The 26,434-nt window shown below is 56.7% G+C and carries 26 protein-coding genes and 1 tRNA gene; 9 read left to right on the top strand and 18 right to left on the bottom strand.

The genetic code is table 11. The features are described 5' to 3' along the window. Positions 1-75: 75 nt before the first annotated feature. Together ACI0FG_RS09865 and ACI0FG_RS09860 are read left to right on the top strand one after the other, a co-directional pair. Complete coding sequence (locus tag ACI0FG_RS09865) at positions 76-1,404, top strand: APC family permease (protein ID WP_419784825.1); 1,329 nt, start codon at positions 76-78, stop codon at positions 1,402-1,404. 85 nt (positions 1,405-1,489) lie between these two features. Next, positions 1,490-2,380, top strand: a complete 891-nt coding sequence (locus tag ACI0FG_RS09860; protein ID WP_419784824.1) for a patatin-like phospholipase family protein — start codon at positions 1,490-1,492, stop codon at positions 2,378-2,380. Positions 2,381-2,478: 98 nt separating this feature from the next. On the opposite strand, the gene ACI0FG_RS09855 is transcribed toward ACI0FG_RS09860, so the two are convergent. The 3 genes from ACI0FG_RS09855 to ACI0FG_RS09845 form a co-directional block, all read right to left on the bottom strand. Beyond that, entirely contained in the window at positions 2,479-2,574 is a 96-nt protein-coding gene (locus tag ACI0FG_RS09855) for a MetS family NSS transporter small subunit (RefSeq protein ID WP_419784823.1), read from the bottom strand. A 2-nt stretch (positions 2,575-2,576) separates the two neighbouring features. Beyond that, positions 2,577-4,088: a sodium-dependent transporter gene (locus ACI0FG_RS09850; protein ID WP_419784822.1), complete on the bottom strand. Its 1,512-nt coding sequence runs from the start codon at positions 4,086-4,088 to the stop codon at positions 2,577-2,579. A gap of 258 nt (positions 4,089-4,346) precedes the next feature. Beyond that, positions 4,347-5,216, bottom strand: a complete 870-nt coding sequence (locus ACI0FG_RS09845) for a LysR family transcriptional regulator (RefSeq protein ID WP_419784821.1) — start codon at positions 5,214-5,216, stop codon at positions 4,347-4,349. Positions 5,217-5,299: 83 nt separating this feature from the next. On the opposite strand from ACI0FG_RS09845, the gene ACI0FG_RS09840 reads away from it, so the two are divergent. Further along, positions 5,300-5,647, top strand: coding sequence for a carboxymuconolactone decarboxylase family protein (locus ACI0FG_RS09840; RefSeq protein ID WP_419784820.1), 348 nt, complete (start codon positions 5,300-5,302; stop codon positions 5,645-5,647). A gap of 59 nt (positions 5,648-5,706) precedes the next feature. Here the strand turns inward: ACI0FG_RS09840 and ACI0FG_RS09835 are convergent, their stop codons facing one another. The 9 genes from ACI0FG_RS09835 to ACI0FG_RS09795 all read right to left on the bottom strand — a co-directional run bounded on the left by ACI0FG_RS09835 (position 5,707) and on the right by ACI0FG_RS09795 (position 14,247). Beyond that, positions 5,707-6,204, bottom strand: coding sequence for a DUF456 domain-containing protein (locus ACI0FG_RS09835; protein WP_419784819.1), 498 nt, complete (start codon positions 6,202-6,204; stop codon positions 5,707-5,709). Between the two features lies 1 nt (position 6,205). Then, positions 6,206-7,492, bottom strand: coding sequence for a phenylacetate--CoA ligase family protein (locus tag ACI0FG_RS09830; protein ID WP_419784818.1), 1,287 nt, complete (start codon positions 7,490-7,492; stop codon positions 6,206-6,208). A gap of 20 nt (positions 7,493-7,512) precedes the next feature. Further along, positions 7,513-8,955: a replicative DNA helicase gene (dnaB, locus tag ACI0FG_RS09825; RefSeq protein ID WP_419784817.1), complete on the bottom strand. Its 1,443-nt coding sequence runs from the start codon at positions 8,953-8,955 to the stop codon at positions 7,513-7,515. After that, complete coding sequence (gene rplI / locus ACI0FG_RS09820) at positions 8,918-9,475, bottom strand: 50S ribosomal protein L9 (protein WP_419784816.1); 558 nt, start codon at positions 9,473-9,475, stop codon at positions 8,918-8,920. Before rplI ends, dnaB begins: the two co-directional genes overlap by 38 nt. A 17-nt stretch (positions 9,476-9,492) precedes the next feature. Next, positions 9,493-9,756, bottom strand: coding sequence for a 30S ribosomal protein S18 (rpsR, locus tag ACI0FG_RS09815; RefSeq protein ID WP_419784815.1), 264 nt, complete (start codon positions 9,754-9,756; stop codon positions 9,493-9,495). 12 nt (positions 9,757-9,768) lie between these two features. Continuing rightward, the gene (rpsF, locus tag ACI0FG_RS09810; RefSeq protein ID WP_300137760.1) at positions 9,769-10,059 is read right to left on the bottom strand and encodes a 30S ribosomal protein S6; all 291 of its coding nucleotides are present in this window, start codon (positions 10,057-10,059) and stop codon (positions 9,769-9,771) included. 278 nt (positions 10,060-10,337) lie between these two features. Beyond that, on the bottom strand, positions 10,338-11,231 hold the full coding sequence (locus ACI0FG_RS09805; RefSeq protein ID WP_419784814.1) for a phosphoribosylaminoimidazolesuccinocarboxamide synthase: 894 nt from the start codon (positions 11,229-11,231) through the stop codon (positions 10,338-10,340). A 37-nt stretch (positions 11,232-11,268) separates the two neighbouring features. Next, entirely contained in the window at positions 11,269-12,573 is a 1,305-nt protein-coding gene (gene hisD / locus ACI0FG_RS09800) for a histidinol dehydrogenase (RefSeq protein WP_419784813.1), read from the bottom strand. Between the two features lie 216 nt (positions 12,574-12,789). Continuing rightward, the gene (locus ACI0FG_RS09795; protein WP_419784812.1) at positions 12,790-14,247 is read right to left on the bottom strand and encodes an outer membrane homotrimeric porin; all 1,458 of its coding nucleotides are present in this window, start codon (positions 14,245-14,247) and stop codon (positions 12,790-12,792) included. Positions 14,248-14,528: 281 nt separating this feature from the next. On the opposite strand from ACI0FG_RS09795, the gene uvrC reads away from it, so the two are divergent. Continuing rightward, positions 14,529-16,340, top strand: a complete 1,812-nt coding sequence (uvrC, locus tag ACI0FG_RS09790) for an excinuclease ABC subunit UvrC (RefSeq protein ID WP_419784811.1) — start codon at positions 14,529-14,531, stop codon at positions 16,338-16,340. Here uvrC and ACI0FG_RS09785 read toward each other — a convergent pair. Then, positions 16,337-17,014, bottom strand: coding sequence for a metal-dependent hydrolase (locus ACI0FG_RS09785; protein WP_419784810.1), 678 nt, complete (start codon positions 17,012-17,014; stop codon positions 16,337-16,339). The genes uvrC and ACI0FG_RS09785 overlap by 4 nt on opposite strands. A 14-nt stretch (positions 17,015-17,028) precedes the next feature. Next, the gene (locus ACI0FG_RS09780; RefSeq protein ID WP_419784809.1) at positions 17,029-17,595 is read right to left on the bottom strand and encodes a UbiX family flavin prenyltransferase; all 567 of its coding nucleotides are present in this window, start codon (positions 17,593-17,595) and stop codon (positions 17,029-17,031) included. A 193-nt stretch (positions 17,596-17,788) separates the two neighbouring features. On the opposite strand from ACI0FG_RS09780, the gene ACI0FG_RS09775 reads away from it, so the two are divergent. Further along, a tRNA-Arg gene (locus ACI0FG_RS09775) sits at positions 17,789-17,865 on the top strand. 121 nt (positions 17,866-17,986) lie between these two features. Then, a complete protein-coding gene (locus ACI0FG_RS09770; protein WP_419784808.1) occupies positions 17,987-18,481 on the top strand; it encodes a hypothetical protein in 495 nt (164 codons plus the stop codon). Here ACI0FG_RS09770 and ACI0FG_RS09765 read toward each other — a convergent pair whose 3' ends face one another. Beyond that, positions 18,482-18,883 carry a bacteriohemerythrin gene (locus ACI0FG_RS09765; RefSeq protein WP_419784807.1) on the bottom strand — a complete coding sequence of 134 codons (402 nt, stop codon included), beginning with the start codon at positions 18,881-18,883 and terminating at the stop codon, positions 18,482-18,484. It abuts the gene before it with no gap. 339 nt (positions 18,884-19,222) lie between these two features. Next, the gene (locus ACI0FG_RS09760) at positions 19,223-19,399 is read right to left on the bottom strand and encodes a hypothetical protein (protein WP_419784806.1); all 177 of its coding nucleotides are present in this window, start codon (positions 19,397-19,399) and stop codon (positions 19,223-19,225) included. Positions 19,400-19,471: 72 nt separating this feature from the next. Between ACI0FG_RS09760 and ACI0FG_RS09755 the strand changes: the two genes are divergently transcribed. Further along, the gene (locus ACI0FG_RS09755) at positions 19,472-21,316 is read left to right on the top strand and encodes a UbiD family decarboxylase (protein ID WP_419784805.1); all 1,845 of its coding nucleotides are present in this window, start codon (positions 19,472-19,474) and stop codon (positions 21,314-21,316) included. 14 nt (positions 21,317-21,330) lie between these two features. Next, positions 21,331-21,840, top strand: coding sequence for a hypothetical protein (locus tag ACI0FG_RS09750; RefSeq protein WP_419784804.1), 510 nt, complete (start codon positions 21,331-21,333; stop codon positions 21,838-21,840). A gap of 79 nt (positions 21,841-21,919) precedes the next feature. Here the strand turns inward: ACI0FG_RS09750 and ACI0FG_RS09745 are convergent, their stop codons facing one another. Both ACI0FG_RS09745 and ACI0FG_RS09740 read right to left on the bottom strand, forming a co-directional pair. After that, a complete protein-coding gene (locus ACI0FG_RS09745) occupies positions 21,920-22,324 on the bottom strand; it encodes an Hpt domain-containing protein (RefSeq protein ID WP_419784803.1) in 405 nt (134 codons plus the stop codon). Continuing rightward, complete coding sequence (locus ACI0FG_RS09740) at positions 22,321-23,262, bottom strand: chemotaxis protein (protein WP_419784802.1); 942 nt, start codon at positions 23,260-23,262, stop codon at positions 22,321-22,323. The genes ACI0FG_RS09745 and ACI0FG_RS09740 overlap by 4 nt, the downstream gene beginning before the upstream one ends. 221 nt (positions 23,263-23,483) lie before the next feature. Between ACI0FG_RS09740 and ACI0FG_RS09735 the strand changes: the two genes are divergently transcribed. After that, a complete protein-coding gene (locus ACI0FG_RS09735; protein WP_419784801.1) occupies positions 23,484-26,423 on the top strand; it encodes an NAD-glutamate dehydrogenase domain-containing protein in 2,940 nt (979 codons plus the stop codon). Positions 26,424-26,434 lie beyond the last annotated feature (11 nt).

Here is a 26,434-nt window from a genome sequence, read left to right as displayed (position 1 = left end):
TTGCGAATTTTGTTCATGACTTTCCGCGAAGAAAATCACGGGGAGTACTGTCCCCATCAAAAATGGATAATATGAATGGAAAACCTGCAAAAAAAATATGGGTTCTGGACCGCGGCCGCCATGGTCGTGGGCATCGTCATCGGCTCTGGTGTCTTTTTCAAGGCGGATGACGTGCTCAACGCTTCGGGCGGAAGCCTCTCCACGGCTTTGACGGCCTGGCTCATAGGCGGCTTCATTATGATAGTCACCGCCTACGTCTTTTCCAAGATCGCCACCCGCATTGAAAAGGTGAATGGCGTTGTGGACTACTTTGAGGCGGCCTACGGCATAAAGGCCGGTTACATGGTGGCCTGGTTTCTCACCTTCATCTATTATCCCACGCTTGTGGCGGTGCTTGCCTGGGTCTCGGCCAACTATACGGCGGGGCTTCTCGCCATGCCCGGTTCTGTCTGGCCCATCTCCTTCATCTATCTGACCGGTTTCTTTTTGCTCAACTATTATTCCCCAGTACTGGCTGGCAAGTGGCAGGTCACGTCCACAGTGGTCAAGCTGATCCCGTTGGGACTGGTTGCCGTGGTAGGCGGCGTGGCCGGTATGCTCAGCGGACAGACCTTGGAGAACTTCGCCCATTCCGCCGGCACCGTGGCCTCTTCAGGCGGCGGGCTGGCCGTGGCCACTCTGTCCACGGCCTTTGCCTATGAGGGATGGATCATCGCCACGGTCATCAACGCGGAACTGAAGGACGCGAAGCGGACGCTGCCTCGCGCACTGGTGGCCGGTACCTTTGTCGTTGCCGCCATCTACATGCTCTATTATCTCGGCATATCCGGCGTGTTGACCAACGACGAGGTCCTTGCGGCAGGCGATGCCGCGCCGGTACACGTCATGTCCATGGTCTTCGGCAACGCGGCCGGAACCCTGCTGACGGTCTTTGTCATCATTTCCTGCCTGGGCACTTTGAACGGCTTGATCATGGGCTCCGCGCGCGGCATGTACGCCATTGCCATGCGCAACATGGGACCCCGGCCCGATATTTTCAGCAAGCTCAACCCCGTCACCAATGCCACCACGCATTCCGCACTGCTCGGCTACGTGCTCTCCTGTGGCTGGCTGGTTGTCTGGTACGGCAACTTCGCCGGATGGTGGGGCGCTTTCATGGATGTTTCCGAACTGCCCATCGCCATCCTCTATGTTATCTACATCTCACTTTACTTGTGGGTGATGCGCACGTTTACCGATCTCGGAGCGTTTTCCCGTTTCATCTGTCCGTTTCTTGCCGGAGTCGGATCCGTCTACATCATCTGGGGCGCCACCCAAAAAGACATGTTCATGACCTTCATGGTCCTTTTTGTGGTCATCATGGGAGGCGCGCTGGCCCTTGCCGGCAATCGTTCGCGCTCCTGACCGTTTGGCAGCCGCTTGGTCCTGTATTACTATATGGCGTTGCATCGGTCGGTTCCGATGCCTTTGAGCAAACATGGAGTGATACATGGCGGATTGCAAAACGGTTTCATTGGCACTGGGCAGCGGCGGCGCGCGGGGCCTGGCTCATATAGGCATTATCCGATGGTTGGAGGATAACGGCTGCGAGATCAAGTCCATTGCCGGAACGTCCATGGGGGCGCTGGTCGGCGGTATTTATGCCATAGGCAAGCTGGATGAGTACGAGGAATGGGTCCGCACTGTCACCAAGGGGGATATCCTGGCCTTGCTGGATCTTTCCTTTGGAACGGATGGCCTGATCAAGGGCGATAAGATCATCGAGACATTGCGGCATCTTGTCGGGGAGCGGCAGATAGAAGATCTGGACGTCAGTTTTACGGCCGTGGCCGCCAACATTACCCGGCGCAAAGAGGTCTGGTTTCGGCAGGGGCCTATCTTTGAGGCCATAAAGGCCTCCATCTCCTTGCCGCTTCTTTTCCAGCCCTACAGGTTCGACGGGGATGATCTCGTTGACGGCGGCATACTCAATCCGGTGCCGATAGCTCCAACCTTCAGTGCCTTGACCGACATGACCGTGGCCGTCAATCTCTGCGCCCCGCAGGAAGATGGGGCGGAATTGCCTGCTCCCCATAAAAACGAGGCTGATGATGACGACGGCTCCATCATCTCGCGGACCATTACCGACTTCATGGGGGCCGTCGGCGAGCGCCTCACGCGCCGCAGGACCGACATCAAGGCCTACAACATTCTTTACCAATCTTTTGATGCCATGCAGGGAACCATCGCCCGGCTAAAGGTTGCCGCCTATCCGCCCGACTGTCTCATAGAGATACCGGCCAACCTGTGCAGTCTGCTTGATTTCGACAGGGCCGGGCAATTGATCGAGTATGGATACCGCAAGGCGGCCGAGGTGCTGTCCGAAAAGCTGCTGGATTGATGCGCAGGCTGTCTTGAGTTTTTCCTTTGCCAATGAAAAGGGCTTGTCCGTTGTTTACGGACAAGCCCTTTTGTTTTGGTAACGTTTTGGTGCGCCGGTTAGTCGCGACGCATGGCGATACGCAGGCAGAGGAATGCTCCGCCCCAGGTAATGCCGAGACCGATAAGCATGGTCAGCAGTGCAGAGAATTCCATGATTAACCTCTCCTGTTTATGGATTCGCAGGCCGCGACGGCAGCCGGTTCTCCATTGCTGCGCCAGAGCGTGATGCAGAAGGAGAGAACCAGAACGCACAGCAGCATGGTCCAGCCGAAGAACATGATGGCTTCCGTGGAGTAGCCTCCGTAGTTCTTGGCGAAGTCCTCAATGAAGTTGGAGATGAGGATGGCGGCCAGCATCAGGGGGGTCACGAAGCGCAGGCAGATATTCCAGGCGCTGTTGATCCTGAAGTCGGAAACGGAGTTGATGTAGGAGCGCATGGCTTCAAGGTTGCAGAACCAGGCTACGAACATGATCTCTACGAATCCGCCGAGAAGGATGCCGAAGTTGTTCATGAAGTGGTCGACGATATCCAGAAGGAGCAGGCCGCCGCCCGTGGTGAATGCCATGGTGCCGAGGCATCCGGCTCCGCAGACCAGGATTGCCGCCTTCTTGCGGCTGAGGCCCATTTTTTCCTTGGCGGACGAAACCACGGCCTCGGTGATGGAGATCATGGAAGTCAGCCCGGCGAACATGAGCGCCAGGAAGAAGAGGGCACCGAAGAATATCGGCATGGGCATCAGGTTGATGGCGGTGGGCAGGGTGATGAAGGCCAGGCCGACGCCGCTTGCCACAACGTCCTTGACGGCAACGCCCTGCTGGGCGGCCATGTAGCCGAGCACGCTGAATATCATGATGCCGGCCAGCAGGCTGAATCCGCAGTTGATGAAGACCGTCATGCAGGCGTTGTTGGTTACGTCGGAGTCCTTGGGCAGGTAGCTGGAGTAGGCGAGCATGATGGCGAACCCGACGGAGAGGCTGAAGAATATCTGGCCAAAGGCGTCGGCCCAGACCTTGCCGCTGGTCAGAGCGGAGAAGTCAGGCCGGAACAACCAATTCAGTCCTTCTGTGGCACCGTCCAGCATCAGACCGCGACCGATGAAGACCAGCACCAGGATGAACAGCAGGGGCATGAAGATTTTGCTGGCGCGTTCGATGCCGCCCCGGATGCCCGTGAAAACAGCGACAAAGGCTACAAACCAGGCAAAGACGGCTGCGCCGAGAATGGGCCACTGCACGCCGCCCAGATGCATGGGAGAATCGGTCAGGCCCAGGAAGGAGCCGAAGAAGAACCCTTTGGGGTCGCTGGTCCAGGCCTGAGTGAACGAGAATATGAAGTAGTTGATGGTCCAGGCAATAACCACAACGTAATAGCAGGCAATGATGAAGGCCACGAGGACCTGCCACCAACCGAGCCACTCGGCCCGCTTGGAGATGGAAGCGAAAATTCGGGGAGCCGAGCCGCGAAATTTGTGACCCAACCCGAATTCCAGCATCATGAAGGGAATGCCTGCCACCAGCATGGCTATGAAATAGGGGAGCAGGAAAGCGCCCCCGCCGTTTTCGTATACCATGTAAGGAAAGCGCCAGATGTTCCCCAGTCCGATGGCGGAGCCCACGGCAGCCAGGATGAACCCGGTTCTGGACCCCCACGTCTCTCGTTTATGCATGCAAAGAATCCTTGGCTTGGACGGGCGAGCCATACGCGCGTCCGTTATTAGTTAGTACACTTTTGTAGCTGCGACTGGGGGCATATGACATGAATGCCATTTGGTCAACCTAACCGATCAATACGGTCATAAAACAAGGTGAAAACGCATCGAATTGCAAATGGCTTGGCATTATTGTGAAATAAAATTCGATTTTTTATGGAATCGACGAAATGATGGTAAGGATGGGATGAGCGTGGAGTTGACACTTATGGAAGTTCAGATGTCGATGTGCAGCACGTTGGCAATAAAGGAGTGAAAAGAGGCCGCAGCCTCGTTTTTGGTCCCGTTTGCCAGATGAAGGCCCACGGAGACAGGAGCAATGGGCGGGATGCCGTCTCGGCTGGTCGTCCGACGGCATCCGGGAGCTTGGAAGTTCTCGGTAGCCGGAGCAATGGCCAGCCCGGCTTGCACGGCCGCAAGAACGCCTGCCATGCTTGGACTGCTGTAGGCAATACGGTACGCCATGCCTGCCTCTTCGAGCGATAGCAGGGCATTGCGCCGATACGGGCAGCCTGAGTGAAAGAGCGCCAGAGGCAGCGGCCGTTTTCTCAGCGGTCCTCCATCTTCCGCCACAATCCAGACCAGCCCTAGCTTACGTCGGTTGGGACCTTCTCCGTATTCCTCGGTTGTGAGCATCACATCCAGATTGCCTGCTGCAAACTGTGAGATCAGGTCCGGGGTGGCGTCGCAATAGACCTGTACCTCAACGTCCGGATGAACCGCCGAGAATCGCTTCAGCGTCCGGGGCAGAAACTGTGCCGCATAGTCCTCGGGTGCTCCGACCCGGACAACGCCACCCAGGCGGGGGGCGGCCAGTGCGGCCAGCGCTTCCTCGTGCAGTTCCAGCATTCTTTGGGCATACCGGTAAAGCGTTTCGCCATCCTCGGTAAGGGAAACCCCTCGGCCTTGGCGCAGGAAGAGCGGACGGCCCAGATCCTCCTCCAGCCGTTTCATCTGCATACTGACGGCGGACTGGGTGCGATGCACCAAGGTGCCGGCTTGGGTAAAGCTTCCGGCGTCTGCCGCGCAGACGAAGGTTCGCAAGACGTCCGGGGCCAGATCCAATAATTGCAACTCATCATTCATGCTTATATCTTGCATCAAAAGCATTCGTTTGTCGAATGTGTGTAGACCGGGCAGGATACTCGAAACAGAACAAGGAGAGTATCATGTTGGAAAGTCAGATTGATCTGAAAGCTATGATTGGAGAGAATTGGGGGATATTTCGGGAGCAAATGCCGGAGGTCGCGGCAGCATATGATCCCCTGCATCAGGAAGCATACAAGGATGGGGCGATAAGCGGCAAAAACAAGCGTCTCATGGCCCTGGTGGGAGGACTGGTACGCGGCTGCCGCGGTTGTATCCTGTATCAGACCGAAAACGCCTTGCAACTTGGAGCAACGGTTGAAGAGATACTGGAAACCATCACCGTAGCGGTTTCGCTTGGTGGGACCATGGCTGCGGGTGAGTCTGCTCGTGTCATCGCCTATCTCAGGGAAAAAGGAATGCTGAAGTAATCCAAAGGCCCCGGCAGCTCATGCTGCCGGGGCCTTTGGGGTAGAAATCCGAAAGGTTGTTACGGCCAGACGTTGGGAATTGCGGAGACTACGATGGCTGCGCCTATGGCGGTCTTTACCGTGAAGCCCAGCGCCTTGCCCATGAACGCGCCCTTTGCCGCGCGCAATGCATCGGTACCGCTGCGGCAGGTCATCTCGGCCAGCAGGCAGCCGAGCCAGGCCCCGCCCAGTGCGCCGAGAAGTGCACCAAGCCCCAGGAAGAAAGGCGCACCGAAAATGGCTCCAACAATGGCTCCCACAATGCCGCCGATATTGCCCCGGGTGGACGCGCCGTAGCGTCCGGCAAACCTGGCCTGGAGGAAAAATTCCAACCCTTCCGCAATGGCGGCCAGCACTACAAGGATAATGACATAGGTCCAGCTCATAGAAGCCGGATAAATGAGCTTCCACAGGGCAATGAGCGCCAGAGCCACCCAGTTTGCGGGCAGGCTGAAGAGTTGCAGCGTCTGGGAGAGGCAGAGCAGCAGGATGCAGAGTATGGCCCAGACGTAATCCATGTTATTTTTTCCGACCGTCCACTACGCGGACGGCTTTGCCGGTGCTCTTGGGGATGGAGTCGTGCTGAACCAGTTCCACGCGCGGCGTGAGCAGGATTTCGCTGCACAGCGTCTTGGCGATCTTTTTCTGGAGTCCCTGCAGGACGCGCATGTCCTCGACAAAGAATTCGTCCTTGATTTCCACCTTGACCTTGAGTTGGTCGGTGACACCCTCGGTATACAGCTCAATGAGGTAGTTCTGACCGACTTCCGGCATGGCCATCAGGCACTGCTCCACCTGCATGGGGTAGATGTTTACGCCCTTGAGGATGATCATGTCATCGGCACGGCCCTGGATGCGGTCGATGCGCCGGTGGGTACGTCCACACTCGCACTGGCCGGGGATGATCCGTGTCAAGTCGCGGGTGCGATAGCGAATCAGCGGCATGCCTTCGCGGGTGATGGTAGTCATCACCAGTTCGCCGATCTCGCCATCGGGGACCGGCTTTCCGGTCTCGGGGTTGATGACTTCGGCAATGTAGGCGTCCTCCCATAAATGCATGCCGCATTGGTGCTCGCACTCGAAGGCGACGCCCGGGCCGTTCAGCTCTGACATGCCGTAGGAGTTGTAGCACTTGATGTGCATGGTCTCCTCGATCTTGCGCCGAACTTCCTCGGTGTGGGGTTCCGCGCCGATGAGGGCGATACGCCAGGGCATCTCGGCGGGGTCGAATCCTTCCTCGCGGACGCGTTGGGCAAAATAGAGGGCAAAGGAAGGAATGATGTGGAGAACCGTGACATTGAAGTCCCGGATCAGTTTAATTTGGCGTTTGGTGTTGCCCGCTCCGGCCGGAATGGTCAACATGCCGAGGCGTTCGCTGCCGTAGTGGATGCCGAGTCCGCCGGTGAACAGGCCGTAGCCCGAGGTGTTTTGCAGCACGTCCGAGCGGCGGCAGCCGCAACAGTACATGGAGCGCGCCATGAGGTCGGCCCAGCGGTCAACATCACGCTGGGTGTAGAAAATGGCCGTGGGAGTCCCGGTGGTACCGCTGGAGGCATGGAGGCGGACGAATTCATCCACGGGTCGGGTGAGCATACCGTAGGGATACTCGCCTCTCAGGTCGTCCTTGGAGGTCAGCGGCAGCTTGGCGACATCGGCGACGCAGGTGATTTCGTCAAGGTCGACATCCTTGAGCCGTTCCTTGTAGAAGGGGGACTTGCGGGCGTTGGCGATGGTCTTTTTCAGGCGTTCCACCTGGAGTGCTTCCAGTGAATCGCGGTCCAGAGCTTCCACGGGATCGTAGTACATGGCGATGGTCGGGGTAGAGGTTAGACTCCCTCGGGCAGTTCCGAGGGGAAGGCCGGGGCATCCAGATTCTCAAACAGGGTGAACTCCTTCTTGAAGAAGAGTTCGCACTTGCCCACCGGGCCGTTACGCTGTTTGGCGATGATGACCTCGGCAATATTCTTGAGCGGATTGTCCTCGTTTTTGTTGTACGCGGCATCGCGGTAGAGGAAGATGATGATATCCGCGTCCTGTTCGATGGCGCCGGATTCACGGAGGTCGGACATCATGGGACGCTTGTCCGAACGTTCCTCCACCTTGCGGTTGAGCTGCGACAGGGCGATGACCGGGATATTGAGTTCCTTGGCCAGGGCCTTGAGGCTACGCGAGATTTCGGAGATTTCCTGCTCACGGGAATCAATGCGGTGGCTGGCCCGCATGAGTTGCAGGTAGTCCACAATGACCAGACCGAGGTTATGCTCCGCCTTGAGGCGGCGGCAGCGGGCCTGGAGTTCCAGAGTGGACAGGGCGGGCGTGTCGTCGATGAAGATGGGCGCCCGGGAAAGAACATCACCGGCCTCGTATAGCTTCTGCCAGTCGTCGTCTTCCAGGAAACCGGTACGCAGGTTTTGGAGCCCCACCTTGGCCTGCACGGCAAGTAGACGGGTCATGAGCTGTTCCATGCTCATTTCGAGCGAGAACACGACGGTGGGGGTTTCCGACCTGGCTGCGGCTCGCAGGGCCACGTTCAGGGCAAAGGCGGTCTTTCCCATGGAGGGGCGGCCTGCCATGATGATGAGGTCCGAGTTCTGGAGCCCGGCGGTCATGGAGTCGAAGTCGGTGTAGTGGGTCGCGATGCCCGTGATGGCCGACTTGTTCTCGTATTTCTTGGTCAGGTCTTCAAAAACGCGGTCCAGGAGGCGTTTGGAATCGAGCTGGTTGTTGTTGGCCTTGGACTGGGCGATCTTGAAGATTTCCTTCTCGGATTCACCCAGCAGCTCTTCCACATCGGTGGACTCGTAGCAGTTGGTAATGATGTTGCTGGAGGCCCCGATGAGCTGGCGCATGATCGACTTGTCGCGGACGATCTTCGCGTAGTGCATGGCATTGGCCGCACTGACTACGGAGTCCGCGGTTTCGAAGAGGTAGACTGCGCCCACGGTTTCCAGGAGTCCCTTGGCCTCCAGGTGGTCCTTGACCACCACTAGATCAATGGGCTGCTGCTGGTTGTAGAGATCGATCAGGGCCTGGAAGATCGTCTGGTGGGCGGGGGAGTAAAAATCGTCCGCACCCAAGACATCGACCAATTCGTGAAAAATATTGGGGGATTGGAATACGGCACCGAGAAGTGCCTGTTCCGCCTCAAGGTTTTGGGGCGGGAGCTTGCGTAGGAGCTCGGAAGAGGCCCTTTCCAGGGCCCCTTCCGAGTTGTTGTCGTATTGGCCGGAGTTAGGCTTCGACTGTTTCGGCGTCTTCGGACTGGGCATCGGTTGCTTCAGTTTCCTCGATCGCCTCTACGGCTTCGGTTGCGGTTTCCTCGATGACGTCTTCCTCGATGGCGCCGCCCTCGCGGAGGACGCTGAGCTTCAGCTCACCGCGAACATCCGGGTGCAGTTTGATTTCGATTTCGAAATCACCCAGAGCACGGATGGGCTCTTCGAGGATAATTTTGCGACGATCAATCTCGATACCGGCAGCTTCCATGGCATCGGCGATGTTGGCGGAGGTGACGGAGCCGTACAGCTTGTCGCCTTCACCGACACGCACGCGAATCTCCACGGGAGAGGCGGCAATGCGTTCGGCCAGACCTTCGGCCTGGGTGCGCAGGGAATCGGCCTCGGCCTGCAGCTTGCGCCGCTCCAGCTCAAAAGCCTTGAGGTTAGCCTCGGAAGCGGGCTTGGCAAGTCCCTGGGGAATCAGGTAGTTGCGGCCGTAACCGGGCTTGACGGTGACAATATCTCCGAGTCGACCCAGAGCGTCGACGTCAGCGCGTAAGATAAGTTTCATGTATCCCTCCTCGACTCCTACATGGAGCTCCGCTTCTTCACATCAGTGCTGTGAACGGTGGTGTAGAACAGAAGGGCCATCTGCCGGGCGCGCTTGATCTCGTTGGTCAGGGCACGCTGGTGCTTTGCGCAGGTGCCGGTGATGCGACGGGCAATGATCTTGCCGCGTTCGGTAACGAAGTCACGCAGGATGTCCGGGCGCTTGTAGTCCAGGGGCAGGTCCTTGTCCGCGCAGAAGCGGCAGAACTTCTTCCTCGGGGTGAATTTCTTGCGGAATGCCATGGTTCAGACCTCCTAGGCAGCCAGTTTGACGGTCATGAACTTGAAAATGCCGTCGGTGATGCGGATGTTGCGTTCCAGCTCGGCCACCAGGGCGCCGGGGGCCTCGAAGACCAGGCGCACATAGTATCCGCGGGTCTGCTTCTGCACGGGGTAGGCCAGCTGGCGCATGCCCCAATCGTCGGTCTCGACCATTTTGCCGCCTTCGCGTTCCACGATGCCGGTGAGGGAACCCAGGATTTCCTTCCTGTTTTCCTCGGCCAGCTCGGGGGAGAGAAGGACGAGCGTCTCGTAGTTGTTAACCATTCGTATATCTCCTTTTGGTCATAGGCCCTCGCCCAACAACGGGAGAGAGCAAGGCAAGAGGAGGTTTATTAGTTTCAATCGACGTAACTGTCAAGCCCGTCGCCTCCTCTCGTATTCGCTATTTTTCGTCATCCTTATCCGCAGGCGGCTTCCAGCCGCATTGGTTCTTGCCGGGGCCTCAGCCTCCCCCGCCCATCTTGCGGCGGATGAGGTTGCCCACGATCATAGCCAGCACAAACAGGCCGATCAGTTGCAACCATTCCATCATAACGACATCCTTACAGCTTGAGGTCTGAGCCGGTCAGCAACCGGTATGCGTTCAGATAATTCTCTCGGGTGCGGGAAGCGATTTCGGCCGGGATGCCCGGTGCGGGCGGCTGCTTGTTGAAGCCGATTTCGACCAGCCAGTCGCGGAAGTACTGCTTGTCAAAGCTGGGCTGGGACTGTCCCGGCTTGTAGCCCTCCATGGGCCAGAAGCGGGAAGAATCGGGCGTGAGCACTTCGTCGATGAGGATCAGTTCGCCGTCCAGGGTGCCGAATTCGAATTTGGTATCCGCAATGAGAATACCCCGTTCCTTGGCGTAGTCGCGGGCGCGGCTGTAGATGGAAAGGGTCAGGTCTTCCACCTTGCGCATCATTTCCTCGCCGATGAGTTCGGCGGCTTTTTCAAGCGTGATGTTCTCATCGTGCAGGCCAAGTTCGGCCTTGGTGGAAGGGGTGAAGAGGGGGGTCTCCAGCATCTCGGATTCCTGAAGATTGGCAGGCAGCTTGTGGCCGCATACCGTGCCGGTCTTCTTGTAGTCCGACCAGCCGGAACCGGTGATGAAACCGCGGACGATACATTCGATGGGCAGGGGCTTGGCCTTCTTGGCCAGCACGGAGCGGTCCTGAAGTTCGGCCTTGTATTTGCGCAGCGGTTCGGGGTAGTCGTCCACATTGGTGGCAACAATGTGGTTGGGCACCAGATCCTTCATCATATCCATCCAGAACAGGGTGATCTGGTTGAGCACCTTGCCTTTGTCCTCGATGGGGTCGGGCATGACAACGTCGAAGGCGGAAATGCGGTCGGTGGTTACCAGCAGCAGCTGGTCATCGCCCACGGCATAGATGTCACGGACTTTTCCCTTGGATACCAGCGGGTATTCGGTGATTGCGGTTTCAAGAACAGCCATTGGTTTTCCCTCTCTATATATTTTATGAAATGGACAGTTATTTGGTACGGCATTCCACGCTTCTGGCGTGGGCTTCCAGGCCTTCCAGCCGGGCCAGCCGGGCTATCTTGCCGCCATGTTCCGCCACATACCCCTCGGAGGTGGCGATGATGCTGGACTTCTTGCAGAAGTTCTGAACGGAAAGGGCGGAAGAAAAACGCACTGTGCGCAAGGTCGGCAACACGTGGTTGGGACCGGCAAAGTAGTCGCCCACCGGTTCCGGTGAATAGTGGCCCATGAAGATGGCACCGGCGTGGCGAACCTGCCCGACGATGGACCACGGATCGGCAACAGCCAGTTCCAGGTGTTCGGGAGCCAGTCGGTTGATCAGATCCATACCCGTTGTCTGATCAGGCACGGTGACGACCATGCCCCATTTTTCAAGTGAGCTTCCGGCAATCCGGCAACGGGGCAAAGCCGCACAGCGGTCTTCCAATTCCAAGCACACCTTGTCGGCCAGATCAGCATCCGGCGTGACCAGAATGGCCGCCGCCAGAGGGTCGTGTTCCGCCTGGGAAAGCATGTCCGCCGCCAGCCAGGAAGGATTGGCGGAGGAATCGGCGAGGATGGCGATTTCGCTGGGGCCGGCAACCATGTCGATTCCCACCTGGCCGATGAGTTGGGACTTGGCCGTGGCAACGAAGATATTGCCCGGACCCGCCAAAACGTCGCAGGGAGCAATTGTTTCCGTACCAAAGGCGAGAGCCGCTATGGCCCAGGCCGATCCGGTCAGGTAAACTTCATCCAGACCAAGCAGGGCGGCGGTAGCCAGAATGTACGGATTCAAGGTGCCATCCTTGCGCGGCGGCGAGGTGACGGCAATGGATTCAACCCCGGCAACCTGCGCCGGGACGGCATTCATGATCAGGCTGGAAATGAGCGGAGTTTCACCACCCTGACCGCCGGGAACGTAGAGACCGACGCGGTCCACCGGGCGCACCATCTGGCCGAGGATGGTGCCATCCTCGTTGGTGGTCCACCAGGATTTTTCTTTCTGATTGGCGTGAAAAGTACGGATGCGGGTGATTGCTTCTTCCAGGATGGCCGCGTCGTCAGTCGGAATATCTTCCAGGGCCTGGGCAATGGCTTCCGGGCTGACCTTGAGCATTGCCGGGGTAAAGGCTTCACAGTCGAACTTGCGGGTATATTCGGCCAGCGCTTCATCGCCGCGAACCTTCACATCCGCAAGAATGTCCCGGACAATGGCGTCAACCTTGTCATCCGGGTTGCGGCGTTCGTCCATCCGGGCCTCTATGGGGGCCCAATCCTCTTTGCTTTTGTATGTAAGTCTATTGCAGGACATGGCACACCTCTGTGCTGGGTGTTGTAGCTTTTTGCGCCGCGTCGTTCTGCGGTGCGGCGGGGAGCCAAGGTATAGCCGACCGTCGATCAAAAGTCGAGTCGGTAAAAGGAGCGCTTTCCATGGGATTGGACGCAAAAAAAGAGGGCCGGGGTTTGCACTCCCCGGCCCTCTGGGCGTTACTTGGGTATTCAGCTAACGGTTGTAGCTACAACCTGATTAGAACTGGTAGATGATACCGGTGCTAACCTTCCAGGCGTCGCCGCCCTTATTGTCCTGACCCCAGACGGAAGTGTCGAAGTCAGCATTGATGTAGCCCAGATCCAAGGTCATGGTCAGACCATCGTACACCTTGTAGGCGGTGTTGAAGTCAACTTCAACAAGGTGGTCTTCCTCGGTGAGGGTGTTGCCGTAGCTGAGGTTGTTGACGCTACCCTGGTTAGCAGCAGTGGTGTACGCAGAACCAACGGACTTGTCGTTGGTACCCTGAGCGTACAGGATGGTAGCGGTGTGGGTCAGACCTTCAGCAAAGGACTGGATGTCCTTCAAGGTCAGGCCCAGGGCCCAGAAACCGAGGGTGGCCGGATCCTGACCGTTGATGGCACCGTTGTACAGGGTGTCACCACCGAAGAAGAAGGAACCGATGGCCCAGTTCTGAGCGGACAGCATAGGCATACGCTCGGAAGAGCCGTTGCCCTTGGAGGCGTTTCCGTCTTCACCAGAGGTGTAGGCGAAGAAGACCTCGGGGGTCATGAAATCAAAGCCCTTGTAGTCCAAGGCCAGGTCGAACAGGAAACCGGACATTTCGTTCTGCTTCCGATCGGAGTCAACCTTACCATAGTTGAAGTCAGCGGCCAGGACGAACGGATCAAAAAGATCCATGGTGAAGGCAGCGCCGAGCCAGTAAGCGTTGTTGTAGCTGTTGCCGGTAGCAGCATCAGAGGCGTTCTGAGCCACGACGCCCATCAGAGCGGCCTTTTTGGAGCCGTTGGGAGTAGCGGTGACGTCATTAACCTGGAAGCCGCTGCCGATGGGAGCGTACATACCGAACGGGGTCAGGGAGAAGCCGTCGAAGGTCATGGGGACCGCGGCAACCCAAGCGTCAACCTGGTTCAGGTAGTTATCGCCAGAACCATTGGTACCATCATCGTTGTAGGCGCGGGCATAGCCGAGCAGGTAGCCGACGTTGTCGGTGATCTGACCGGAAACGGTGGCACCGGCGATCTCGTCATCCAGGATCATGGAACCACCACCGAAAGCGGCGGGCAGGGACATGGCCTGGTAACCGGCTTTGACATTGATGGTGGTGTCAGGCCAGTTGAAGTCCAGGTAAGCACGGCGAACCGTGATACGGTTCTCCAGGGCGGTGTTCTGGCCGTTGTCGCCTTCGCTGACCATGAAGCTACGCTCGCCCCAGTTCTGAGCGCCGTAACGGGTGTACAGAACGGCCTTCAGGTTCTCGTTGGCGATGAACTCGAAGACGGTGTCGGCACGCTGAGCGATGCGGAACCGCTTGGTCTGCTGACCGGCAGCGGTGTCGTCGTTGAAGCCCCAGTTGTCCTGCCAAACGGCCTCAACGCCCCAGGCGCCGCTGGCTTTGATGTCAGCAGCAGAAGCGACAGCAGCAAAGCTGAGCACGAAGGCGCAGAGAGCTGCAAGCACGATAATACGTTTCATGTTAATTCTTCCTTTTTTTGCGATTAAAAACCAAGTAAACGCCTTTACTGGAATTCTCTTTACCGCAACTGCAATTGATTTGGCAAGGGGTTTTGGCAAAAAAATACACAACGGTTAAAATTTTTTTACCGGCAAAAAAAATGAACTCCAACTTTTAAAAATATTTTATAACTATTTAAATTTTAACAAGTTAGCTTGCAAAAGCAAAAGAGGTGATTTGGGAGTTGGAATACGGTATGGTTGTTTCAAACAAAAAACTGTAGGAAAAATCACACACAGTCATGACAGAGAAGTTCAAATTTTTTGCCGCCGATTTTCCCGACACCCCTGGCGTCTATCTTATGAAGAATAGCCGGGGCCGCATCATATATGTGGGCAAGGCGAAACGGCTGCGGCGGCGCCTTTCCTCATACTTCCAGCGCAATAGCGGCCATACGCCAAAAACAAAGGCTTTGGTGTCTCAGGTGGCGTCTGTGGATATCCTGCTGACCGGCACCGAGAAGGAAGCGCTGTTGCTTGAGAACGGGCTGATCAAAAAGCATCGGCCCCGCTATAATGTGGTGCTCAAGGACGACAAGCAATATGTCCTCTTCAAGCTGGACAAGGGGTCGGACTTTCCCCGATTGACCATTACCCGCAAGGTGGCCCGGGATCGGGCCGTTTATTTCGGTCCCTTCACATCGGCGGCTGCCGCCCGTACCACTTGGAAACTGCTGGGCAAGGTGTTTCCCCTGCGCAAATGTTCGGACCATGTCTTCAAGAATCGGGTCCGGCCGTGCCTGTACCATGACATTCATCAATGCTTCGCTCCTTGCGTAAAAGACGTTGACCGTTCGCTCTATGCCGATCAGGTGCACCGGGTGGAGATGTTGCTTTCCGGAAAGTCCGGCGACCTTGTGGCCCAGTTGGAAAAGCGAATGGCTGAGGCCTCGGCGGCTTTGGAGTTTGAGCGCGCCGCCGGGTATCGCGACCAGATTCGGGCCGTACGCCAGACCGTTGAAGGACAGGTGGCGGTAATACACGATAATCGTGACCGGGATGTCGTCGGGCTATCGGAAACTGAAGCCGGTCTCGGGCTCGGCCTGCTCTTTATCCGACAGGGGCGACTGCTGGACCAACAATCCTTTTTTTGGCCCGGGCTGACCCTGGAGGAAGGGCCGGAGGCCATTGCCAGCTTTCTTGCCCAGTTTTATGGACCCGGTCGATTCATTCCTCCCCTCATTGTCGCACCTCACGTGGAAGACGACGAGGCCTTGCAGCAGGTGCTTTCGGAACGGCGAGAAGGGCGGGTGCGCATTATCCCGCCGCATACCACGCAGGAAAAGCAGTTGCTGGAAATCGCCCGGTCCGTTGCCCGTCGTGGCGGAGAGCACAAGGAGACGATCTCCTCCAGGTTGCAGAAGGCATTGCGATTGGCGGAGGAGCCGATCCGCATCGAATGTGTGGACGCTTCCCATCTGGGAGGCCAGGACATGCGCGTTGGGCAGGTGGTTTTTGATGAGGGGCGTCGGGATAAGGAAGCGTCACGGCTTTATGCATTTCCTGAGCTTGAGGGGACGGGGGACGACTACGCCGCACTGGCATCCTGGGCCCGGCGCAGAGTGGAGTCGGGACCGCCGTGGCCCGACCTTGTTTTGCTGGATGGCGGCAAGGGACAACTGGCTGCCGTGGGGCAGGCTCTTGCGGATTGTAGCGAGGATACGTGTTGGGAGCTTGCTTCCATAGCAAAAGGCGAGACGCGACGTGCAGGCGAACTGGGGGACGTGATCTTCAGGCCGGGCCGGAAGAATCCCATGAATCTCAAACCCGGAAGCCCGGAGCTGCTGTTTTTGCAGCGGATGCGGGATGAGGCTCACCGATTTGTCATCGGAAGGCAGCGCCGGGCGAGGAAAAAGGCCGTTTTGAGCAGTGAGGTGACCTCATTGCCCGGTGTGGGGGAGAAAACGGCCCGTATTCTTTGGGATCGGTTTGAATCGCTGGATGCCATGGCCGAGGCTGGTTTGCAGGACATCGAGTCCTTGCCGGGCATCGGCAAAAAGCGCGGCGCGAAGATCCACGCCGCGCTTCGGGAACTGAAAGCCTCGCACGGCTAAAAGGTGCGGGGTTCTCCTATCTTCAATATATTGAGGTCGGTATCCGGGGCCAGCTCCGCGAGATGTTTGGCCAGGGCCTCGGTATTTTGAGCCAAAACCGGGAAGGTCCCCCAGTGCTGCGGAATGAGGGTGCGGCACTTGAGCAGCTTGCAGGCATAGGCCGCCTGCTTTGCATCCATGGTGAAGTGGCCGCCGATGGGCAGGATGGCGATGTCTATGTCGTGAAATTCCGCAAAGAGGCCCATATCTCCAAAGAGACCGGTATCGCCCGCATCGTAGATACAGGTGCCGTCGGGCAGCGTGATAATGTAGCCGGCGGGGGCTCCGTGGACTGAGGAGTGCAGGGCCTGGACCATCTGAATATCAATGCCGAGGCGGTTTACCGTTCCGCCGATATTCATGCCGACACCTAGGTTCTCGGGAAGCCCCTGATCGAACAGCGGGCGGATGACGTCGAACATGCCCACGATCTCAACGTTGTGTTTGGTTGCCAGTTGCAACGCCTGCCCCAGATGGTCGCCGTGATCGTGCGTCAGCAGGATGAGGTCGCAATTCTCCACTTCTTTCCAGGATATCGGGGCGCTCGGATTGCCATCGAAAAAAGGATCGATAAGTACTGTGCCGTTGTCGGTCTTGATGGCGAATGTCGCATGACCATACCAGGTGATTTCCATAGATTGCCTCCTTGTTATTCTCCCCAGCGCGAGAACAGGGCGTGGGGGATATCGAGTTGATCCAGTATTTTCCCGGCCAGTTGTGCAGCCAGGTCGTCGATGCTTGCGGGCCGGTGGTAGAACCCCGGACATGCCGGGAGGATGATGGCTCCCGCCCGGTCCGCCGCGAGCATGTTTTTTAAATGAATGGCTGATAACGGCGTTTCGCGCGGGACCAGGATGAGCTTGCGCCGTTCCTTGAGTGCGACGTCGGCCGCGCGGTGGATGAGATTGTCACCTCGTCCCGTTGCTATGGCCGAGAGGGAGGCCATGGAGCACGGGCAGACGACCATGCCGTGGTGCAGCCATGAGCCGCTGGCAGGGGGGGCGCCTATATCATCGGCCCGGTGCACTGCTGCAGCCAGGGGGCTGAAATCTTCCATCGAGAGGTCGGTCTCCATCTCCATGACCTTGCGTGCGGCGTCCGATATTATGAGATGCAACTCAAGATTTTCGCATTCGGCTAGTGCGCGGGCAAGGGTATGTGCGTAGAGTGTGCCGCTGGCTCCCGTTACGGCCAGTATGATCCGTTTGTTCTTCATTCATTGCTCCGTTAGGGGTGGCTTGGCCGTGTGGCCTCTATTTTTCAGTATACTGTTACTAGGTGGTGGGCCGCAAGGGCAAATCCCCGGAGACGCCTCAAGGCCGGGAGGAATGTCGTTTCATTCATGGCATGATATCCTTGACAAAGGCTGGGACGGGGTATAGCTACATCGTTCCATTCAGTTGAGAAGTGGGCTATTAGCTCAGTTGGATAGAGTGCTTGCCTCCGGAGCAAGAGGTCGTTGGTTCGAATCCAACATAGCCCACCATGAATATCAAGGACTTATCGGCAATATGTCGATGAGTCCTTTTCTTTTGTTCATATAATGGGTTCATGGACCGATCCAACTGTGTTAAGGAATTGCATACTCCAACCAGACGAGGTCAATCATGCGAAATAAAGTAATTCTTCTTTGTATGCTGGCAGTATTTGTTCTTTTCACATCGCCCGCCGCAGCTGACGACAATGCGGAGAAGTTTCGCAAGGTCAGCATTCTTGACGATATCATGGTCTTTGTCGATGTGGATGGCGGAGGACTCTCGGTTGACGAAGTGCGCAACTATGCCATTGACAGCTTTACCAAACGGATGCGGGGAATGTTGGTCAACAATGATGCCGTAGTGGACAATTATCCAGCCGAAGGCCTCAAGCTGGAAAATGTCGGCTACATCATTATGAAGGTCATGAGCCTGCGTACACGCTCCGGTGTCAATGCCTACCATCTTAACTTTGAGTTCGGTATTCCTCCCCGTACGGTCTATTGGGATACCGCTACCATGGGTGTGGCCCCCACCTCGCACGACCTCAAAAAAGAAGTGCTGGATGACGTGGATGAAGTCATGCAGAAGTTTGCGGATGATTTCTACCGTATTCGGGGTGAGTAATCAGTTGTCCGACCTCTCGGATACAAGGTAGGGAACATATTCCTTGTCCGACTCCAGGATATGTGTTGCCAGCCAGCGGCTGAGGAATACGAATATCTTTGAGAGATTCGTGTGGGTGTCCAGGTTTGCGCGAAAATCGGATACTGTCCTGGTGAATGTTGCGTGTTGCGCCTTGTGTCTGGATATTTCCGGATACCCATCTCGCTGCATGTATCCTTCTTCTATTTCGAAGTGGGTTTTGGCGTACTGCTGCATCTTTGCGATTATTTCTGCCATTTGATGCTCGTCGTGGCGTTGCAGTGCCGCGTAGGCTTCGTTGATGAGGAGTATGAGTTGACGGTGCTGTTCGTCGAGTTCCTCGACGCCTACGGACATGATTTCATCCCAAGTCATCAGGGGCATGGTGCTGTCTCCTTGACTGCTTTGTACTCTTTTATACTTATCACAACTCGGGCGTAAGGCAAAGATGTGTGAGGGGTTTGGATCGCTAATCTAACGCCTGCTCAAATGCCGACTGCCAAAAAAATAATATTCTGTCTGGACGGATTGTGGTTTTCTCCGAGACTGGGAAATCAGTTTATTTGGAGGTTCGTTGATGCGTAAACTCTCAACTATGTCAAACCGTTGTTCCGAATGTGTTTTTTTCAGGCGGCAGTGTGTGTTGGGCCATCGCCGTCCTTGGAACAGTGCTGACTGCGATGACTATCAGCCTTATTGCCTGATTTGCAAGTACCCGCGATTCTACTGCAATACCTGTCGCAACAGGTTTTCGCGACGGCTCAAGCCTTTTGGCTTTGGTGAGGATGTGCGGCTCGCCAGGTTGCAGACCATGGATTTTGATTGCGTCTGGTGTGGTTTGCCTCCGTCCGCATAAATCGACTGTTCTTGTTCCACTTCCACTTCCATTTCCTTGCCCACTTCATTTCTCTTCTTAACTTTTTCCCCTTTTCCGTCTAGATTGTCTGACTGAAACAACCGACGGGAATTACCATGGGATACAGGAACACCAGGGAGTGCCTCGAAGCTCTTGAGGCAAGAGGCGAACTTGTTCGCATAGAAAAAAGCGTGGATGCCCGGCTCGAGATCGGTGCCATCCAGCGCCGTGTATACCGAGCCGGTGGCCCCGCGCTGCTCTTCACCAACGTCAAGGGATGCCGTTTTCCCATGGCTGCCAATCTTTATGGCACCATGGACCGGATGCATTTCATCTTTCGCGACACCGTAGGAATGGTTCGGGAATTGATGCGGCTCAAGCTGAATCCCATGGAGGCGGTGAAACATCCATGGCGATACCTTGGTGCACCCATGACGGCCTGGCATACATTGCCGAAGAAAATGACGACAGGCCCGGTGCTGCAAAATGAGACCTCGATATCCCGGCTGCCGCATCTCGTCTCCTGGCCCATGGACGGCGGCAGTTACGTTACGCTTCCCCAAGTCTACACCGAAGACCCGGCCAATCCCGGCTATGGCGGTTCCAATCTCGGCATGTACCGGGTGCAGTTGACGGGCAATGACTATGTGCCGGACCGCGAAGTGGGGCTGCACTACCAGATTCATCGTGGAATCGGTCCGCACCATGCGGAGGCCATTCGTCGCAACCAGCCGCTCAGGGTGAATATTTTTATCGGCGGGGCTCCGGCCATGACGCTGGCAGCCGTCATGCCGTTGCCGGATGGCCTGCCGGAACTCTTCTTTGCCGGTGCAATGGCCGGGCATCGTATCGGCATGGTGCCGCAGAGCAATGGCCTGCCCATTCTGGCCGAAGCGGATTTCTGCATCAGCGGTACATTGGAGCAGTGCGAGGCAAAGCCAGAAGGACCGTTCGGGGACCATCTCGGCTACTACAGCCTTGCCCATGATTTTCCGGTGCTCAAGGTGGATCGGGTCTATCACCGTGACGACGCGATCTGGCCCTTTACAACGGTTGGCCGCCCTCCGCAGGAGGATACGGTGTTCGGGACATTCATTCATGAACTGACGGCCGACCTTGTACCTTCGGTCTTTGCCGGAGTCCATGCGGTTCATGCCGTGGACGCGGCCGGAGTGCATCCTCTGCTTCTGGCCGTGGGCAGCGAGCGGTATGTCCCCTATGCCGCCCAGCGTCAGCCGCAGGAGCTGCTGACCAATGCAATGTCCCTGCTCGGCACCACGCAGACGGCATTGTCCAAATATGTTCTGATAGCGGCGGCGGAGGATCTTCAGCCCGGCGTGACCTGCCATGACGTACCTGTTTTTTTCCGCCACATGCTTGAGCGGGTGGACCTGACTCGTGACCTGCACTTCATCACCCGAACGACCATCGATACCCTCGACTACTCGGGCATCAGTCTGAATCAGGGCTCAAAGCTTATTTTTGCCGCGGCCGGAGAGCGGAAACGCGAACTTGCCGTCGAACTTCCGGCCGGTATGGATTTGCCCCGAGGTTTCCGCGACCCAATGGTGTTCGTACCGGGTATTCTGGTCCTGAAGGGCCCAAAGCACCAGCGGAAACGGGATCAGCAGGACCCCGGCATGGAACGCTTGGCCGCCTCGCTGGAAAAGGTGCGGGGAATAGAAGGGTTCCCCATGATCGTTGTTGCCGACGATGCCGGATTCACAGCAAAGGATTGGGACAACTTTCTTTGGGTCGCCTTTACCCGTTCGGACCCGGCAACGGATATGTACGGGGTGGAGGGCTTTACCCATGCCAAGCACTGGGGAGCAAAAAAAGCAATTGTCATCGATGCCCGGCTCAAGACCTACCACGCACCGCCGCTGGTGCCTGATCCTGAAATTGAAAAGCGAGTGGACGCCCTGGGCGCACCCGGCGGTGCACTGCACGGAATCATCTAGCCATTGGAGAGAATATGGACGAGAAAGTGATGCAGGATTTGAAGCTGGCCTTTGCCTGCGATCTGTACGAGACGGTCAAGGCGGCCCGGCGCAATCGGGACGAACTTGCCTTTCGGCATACCATGGCTGATGAAGATGGAAAGATGGTCTTTGCCGGTGTGTTTCCGAAAAAGGATATCCTTGAGTTTCCAAACCTCGACGATGACTTCATTTTCCGGCTGAAAACCTTCAATCTGCTTGGCGTTGTCACCGATGGACAGAGCGGGCTGGATGTCTTTCATCTGGGCGGCATGAACAAACCGTTCACTTCAGCCGCCGATGGCCGGGAGATAGCCAAGGTTCTCATGGACGAACCGTTGACGGCTTTTCTCGGGCTTTATTTCAAGACCAAGGGCATACATATGGATTTTACACTCATGAGCTATGATGAATTCTTGAAGGCCGTGGAGGGAGAGGTGTTCAAAAACACGTCTTTCTCCCGGATGCAGGAAGCTGACGATTTGCTTCGGACTCTGGAAAACTAACGCGCTACACCGCCAAAAAAAAGGCCGTGTCCAAATGGATACGGCCTTTTTTGTTTTCATTTTCTAATCGGGGGGCGGATCAGGCTTCTTCCTGCGCCTTTTTCAGTGCCATTTCCAGCATGGCCGTGTGCAGGCGGATGGATATTTCATCACTGTTTTCCACGTTTCCCAACAACTCTCGCAGTTTATCGATGGATTCCAGCGAGGCCGTGATGATCATCTCGGTAACCTGAATCTCCCCACGGCGGATCATTTCAAGAATGTTTTCCAGCTTGTGGGCCAGGGTCTCTATATTGGCAAGCTTGAGCAGGTTGGCCCCGGCCTTGACCGAGTGGGCATCGCGGAAGATGGAATTGATCAGTGTGGCACTGTCGCCTGTCCCGTTTTCAAGACGCAAAAGGCCGGACTCGACAGAGTCGAGTCGTTCAACGGTTTCTTCAAGAAAAACTTCGAGGACATGGTCCCCGGGATACAATTCGGTCAAGCGCTTTTTCCTTCAATAAGTGCGATGGCTTTTTCCGGTATGGTATGGAGGTCCGGCTTGGTGATCTGCAAATCGGCACCAACGGAGTCGCCCTTATGTTTGAGTTCCTTTGTAATGATGGAAGAATACAATATGACCGGGAGCTTTTGCAAGACTGGATCGGTCTTGATATTTTTGGTCAGGGAGAAACCGTCCATAAGGGGCATCTCGATATCCGAGACCACTACATTCACGTACTCGGTGATATCCTTGCCTTCCTCTTCGGCCTTCCGCTTGAGGCTCATTATCGCCTTGAGCGCCTCATCACCGTTCGTAGTGATCTGCGGCTTGAAGTTGGCTTTGGTCAACTGCTGCTCCAGCATTGTCCGGATGGTGGCGGAGTCGTCGGCGACCAGAACCTTGTATTCCTTTTCCGAGACAGTGATGTCGGATTTTACCTCGGGTTCTATTTGCGTGAGAATGGTTTCCAGGTCCAGCAGCTGAATGAAATGGTCGTTCTTGTCCACAAGCCCGACTATGGAGTCCGTGGACTGGGTGATGACACTGGTGGGGGGAATGACCTCGCCCCAGCCTACGCGATGGATTTCCGTAACGCCGGAAACCAGGAAGCCGGTGACGGTCTTGCTGAATTCGGTAACGATAACGATGTCCCGTTCCGTTTTCGGCATGTTCAGTTCCAGCCAGACAGAGAGATCGAGAACTGGCAGGATGATGTCCCGCAAGGGAATTGTCCCCATGAAGGAGGGGTGGGGCGCCGATTCCGGCGGTTCCAGATTAGGAGTTTCTATGACCTGCATGACCTTGGCGACATTGATGCCGAAGAAGTTCTTCACTTCCTTGCCGTCTTCCAAGGTCTCATTGATGTAGAATTCAAGGATTTCGAGTTCATTTGTTCCTGTTTCCAGGAGAATCCCGGTATCAATAGCGCTTTTTTGCATGTTCCCCTCTCTCTTTCCGAAAGCGTCCGTTGCGTAACTTATGCATACGGGTCTACGCCACCTTCATATCTCGCACGTTGGTATATGTCTATGACGTTAGACCCAAGAAGCGAACATTTATAATGCCGTTGCATGGTTCCGGTCTTTCGGGTCCTTGACTCGCCCCTTTGCTCCATGCAGAGTCATGCTAAGGAACAAGCCTGTTGAGGCGGGAGGTGCGGATGGTCGAATTCTTGCCGGAGAGGACCGGGATTGTTGAAGAGGTCAAGCGGCGGCTGGGCGATTCGGTGGAATCTCTGGTCGTCTGGTTTCATGAGCAGATGCCGGAATACTATTTTCGCACTCATGGCGTGGAGGAACGCATCCGCCATCTGATGGCTCTGGCTTCGGGAATGGTGCGGGAGGAACGGCAGTCCGTTGTTCTGCACAGTCCGTGCAATGCCATGGTCACCCATATTACCCCCGGAGGCAATATGCGTGTCCTTGCGAATGTGCTGTCCGGCTATCTGGACAGGGAAATCCAGATGGCTCGCATCTATTCCAGCCGGGACGACACCATCCGGCTCGATACCTTCCTGTTCGGTCCACAGCCACGCTGCTCCCGGCAGGAGGGCGCTCTCAGGGTGCATCGGGGGGAGGCCGAACTCGCCGAAAACGAGATGGCGCAGTTTGAGGCGTTTCTTGCTTCGGCCAGCGAGGACTACGTGGAAAAGTTCGAGCCGGACAGGGCCGTTCGTCATTTCCATACCTGCGGTTGCCTCAAGGGGCGGGAGCGGGTCGAGGTCCTTTTGGAGAAGGACGTGCATCCCGGATTCGATCGTATTGTCGTTGCCATGGAAAAACCTCCGACAAAAGGATTGCTCTTTCGGGTGGTGAACATCCTGGCGCGTGAGTCCGTGCCGGTTGACCGGGCCTATGCCGACCGGTTTGAGCCCGAGGGCGGCGAGGCGTTGGCCATCATGAGTTTTTATGTGGATCGGTCGCGCTTGGATATTGATCCGCAGAGTGAGCGCTGGGACCGGTTGCGGCGGCAGCTTGAGCTTTCAAAGTGGTTTGCCCTGCACGGGCTGGAGACCTTGGCCGACGAGAACGGCTGGGAGCTGGGCAAGGTCATGCTCTTTCAGGCTGCATGCGAGTTCGCCCACCAGTTTCTTGTTTCAAGGAATATCCATGCCTATACGTCGGCGCGGATTCTTGCGGCGGTGTTGCACCATCGGGAGCTTGCCGAAACGCTGTTCGGCTATTTCGAAGCCCGCTTCGATCCGGCGCTTGGAGAGGATCGCAAGCGCATGATGGCGGCACGGCGGGAGGTTGTACGCAACGGGCTGGCCGATGTGGACAACGAGGTGCATCGTAATATCCTGACATATATATACCGCTTTTTCCGATACACCTTGCGGACCAATTATTATCTGGAGCACAAGCTGGGGCTCGCTTTTCGGCTGGACCCGCTTATTCTCGCGCCATTGCCCCGGAAGGAGCGTCCCTTTGGCCTCTATTGTTTCCACGGCCCCTATTGTTTCGCCTTCCACGTCCGGTACCGGGACATGGCGCGCGGCGGCGTCCGGTTGGTGCCGACCCGCAGCCAGGAGCAGTTCGAAATGGAGTCCAACCGGTTGTTGGACGAGGTAACCAAGCTGGCGAGAGCCCAGCAATTCAAAAACAAGGACATTCCCGAAGGAGGCTCCAAGGCGGTTATTCTGCTGGGCCCGGAAGCGGAGACTGACCTTGCCGTGCGATCGGTGGTCGATGCCTTTCTGGATTTGTTGGTCGTCCCGGATGAATCGAAAAACAGTGCAGGACCGGAAGCCGTTGATTATCTCGGCCGGGATGAAGTGATTTTCCTCGGCCCGGACGAGAACATTACATCCGCTCACATCGAGTGGATGGTGGAACGGGCTGCCCGGCGCGGCTATCGCTGGCCCGCCACATTCATGAGTTCCAAACCGGGGGCGGGCATTGCGCACAAGGAGTACGGGGTTACCAGCGAGGGTGTCGTCGTCTTTGCCGAGGCCCTTCTGCGTACCTTGGGGATTGATCCCAAGAGCCAAACTTTTTCGGTGAAGCTGACGGGCGGTCCGGCCGGAGACGTTGCTTCCAACGTCATCAAAATCTTGATTCGGGAATATGGGAAGAATGTTCGTATCATTGCCATGAGTGACGGGCATGGCGCCGCCTATGATCCGGACGGCATGAACCATGATGAGCTGTTGCGGCTCGTCGGCAGCGGCTTGCGTGCATCCGATTTTGCTCCTTTGCTGTTGACCGGAAAGGGGGCGTTCGTTGTGTCGGCGTCAGATCCCGGGGGCGTCAGGTTGCGTAATTCGCTGCACAATACGGCTCAGGCCGATTTGTTCATTCCCGCCGGAGGCAGGCCGGAAACCATCAATCGGAACAACTGGAAACATTTTCTGGCAAGCGATGGTACTCCCTCCGCGCGCGGGATAGTGGAGGGGGCCAACATCTTCATTTCCGTTGATGCGAGAGCCGAGCTGGAGCGGTCCGGTGTCCTGGTGGTTCCCGGTCCATCCGCCAACAAGACCGGCGTTATCTGCTCCTCATACGAGATATTGGCGGGATTGGTCCTGAGCGAGGCGGAGTTTCTGGCAATCAAGGCTCAATATGTGGAAGAGCTGCTTGATATCTTGCGCATCAGGGCCGCTTCCGAAGCGAATTTGCTCATGCGCGAGTATCGGCTGGCCGGTGGCGGGCGCAGCCTTACGGAGTTGTCATTCGCCGTGTCGGAGGCAATAAACGGTCTTGCCGACGCCATTGCCGGAATGTTGCAGTCCGATGCCCGGAATCCGGCGGATGATCCCGTTTTGAGAGACGTTGTGCTCGCTTATTGTCCGGCGGTATTGACCGAGCGATATCCGGACCGTGTGCTCAGCGGGCTGCCGGGGCCCCATCAACTCGCATTGGTATCCGCCTTCATCGCGGCCCGTATTATCTACCGCGAAGGCTTAGGCTGGGCGGAGGGCTTGCTGGCGGTGAGGAACGCGAAAGAAGTGGTCTTCGACTATCTGGCTCAGGAACGCCGGGTGGATGGCTTGCTGGCCGAGGTTCGGGCCGCAGGACTGCCGGATGGAGAGGCGATAGCAGACATACTGGAGCGAGAGGGCAGAAAACGGCTGACGTTGGACAGACTGGGATTGGGATGATAAATTCGTTG

This window comes from Pseudodesulfovibrio sp. 7M6, assembly GCF_050058625.1.
In the GTDB taxonomy this organism is placed as follows: Bacteria; Desulfobacterota; Desulfovibrionia; order Desulfovibrionales; family Desulfovibrionaceae; genus Pseudodesulfovibrio; species Pseudodesulfovibrio salinus.
Note: the sequence above shows the minus strand (reverse complement) of the source record. Positions and strands in the feature narration are given on the sequence as shown.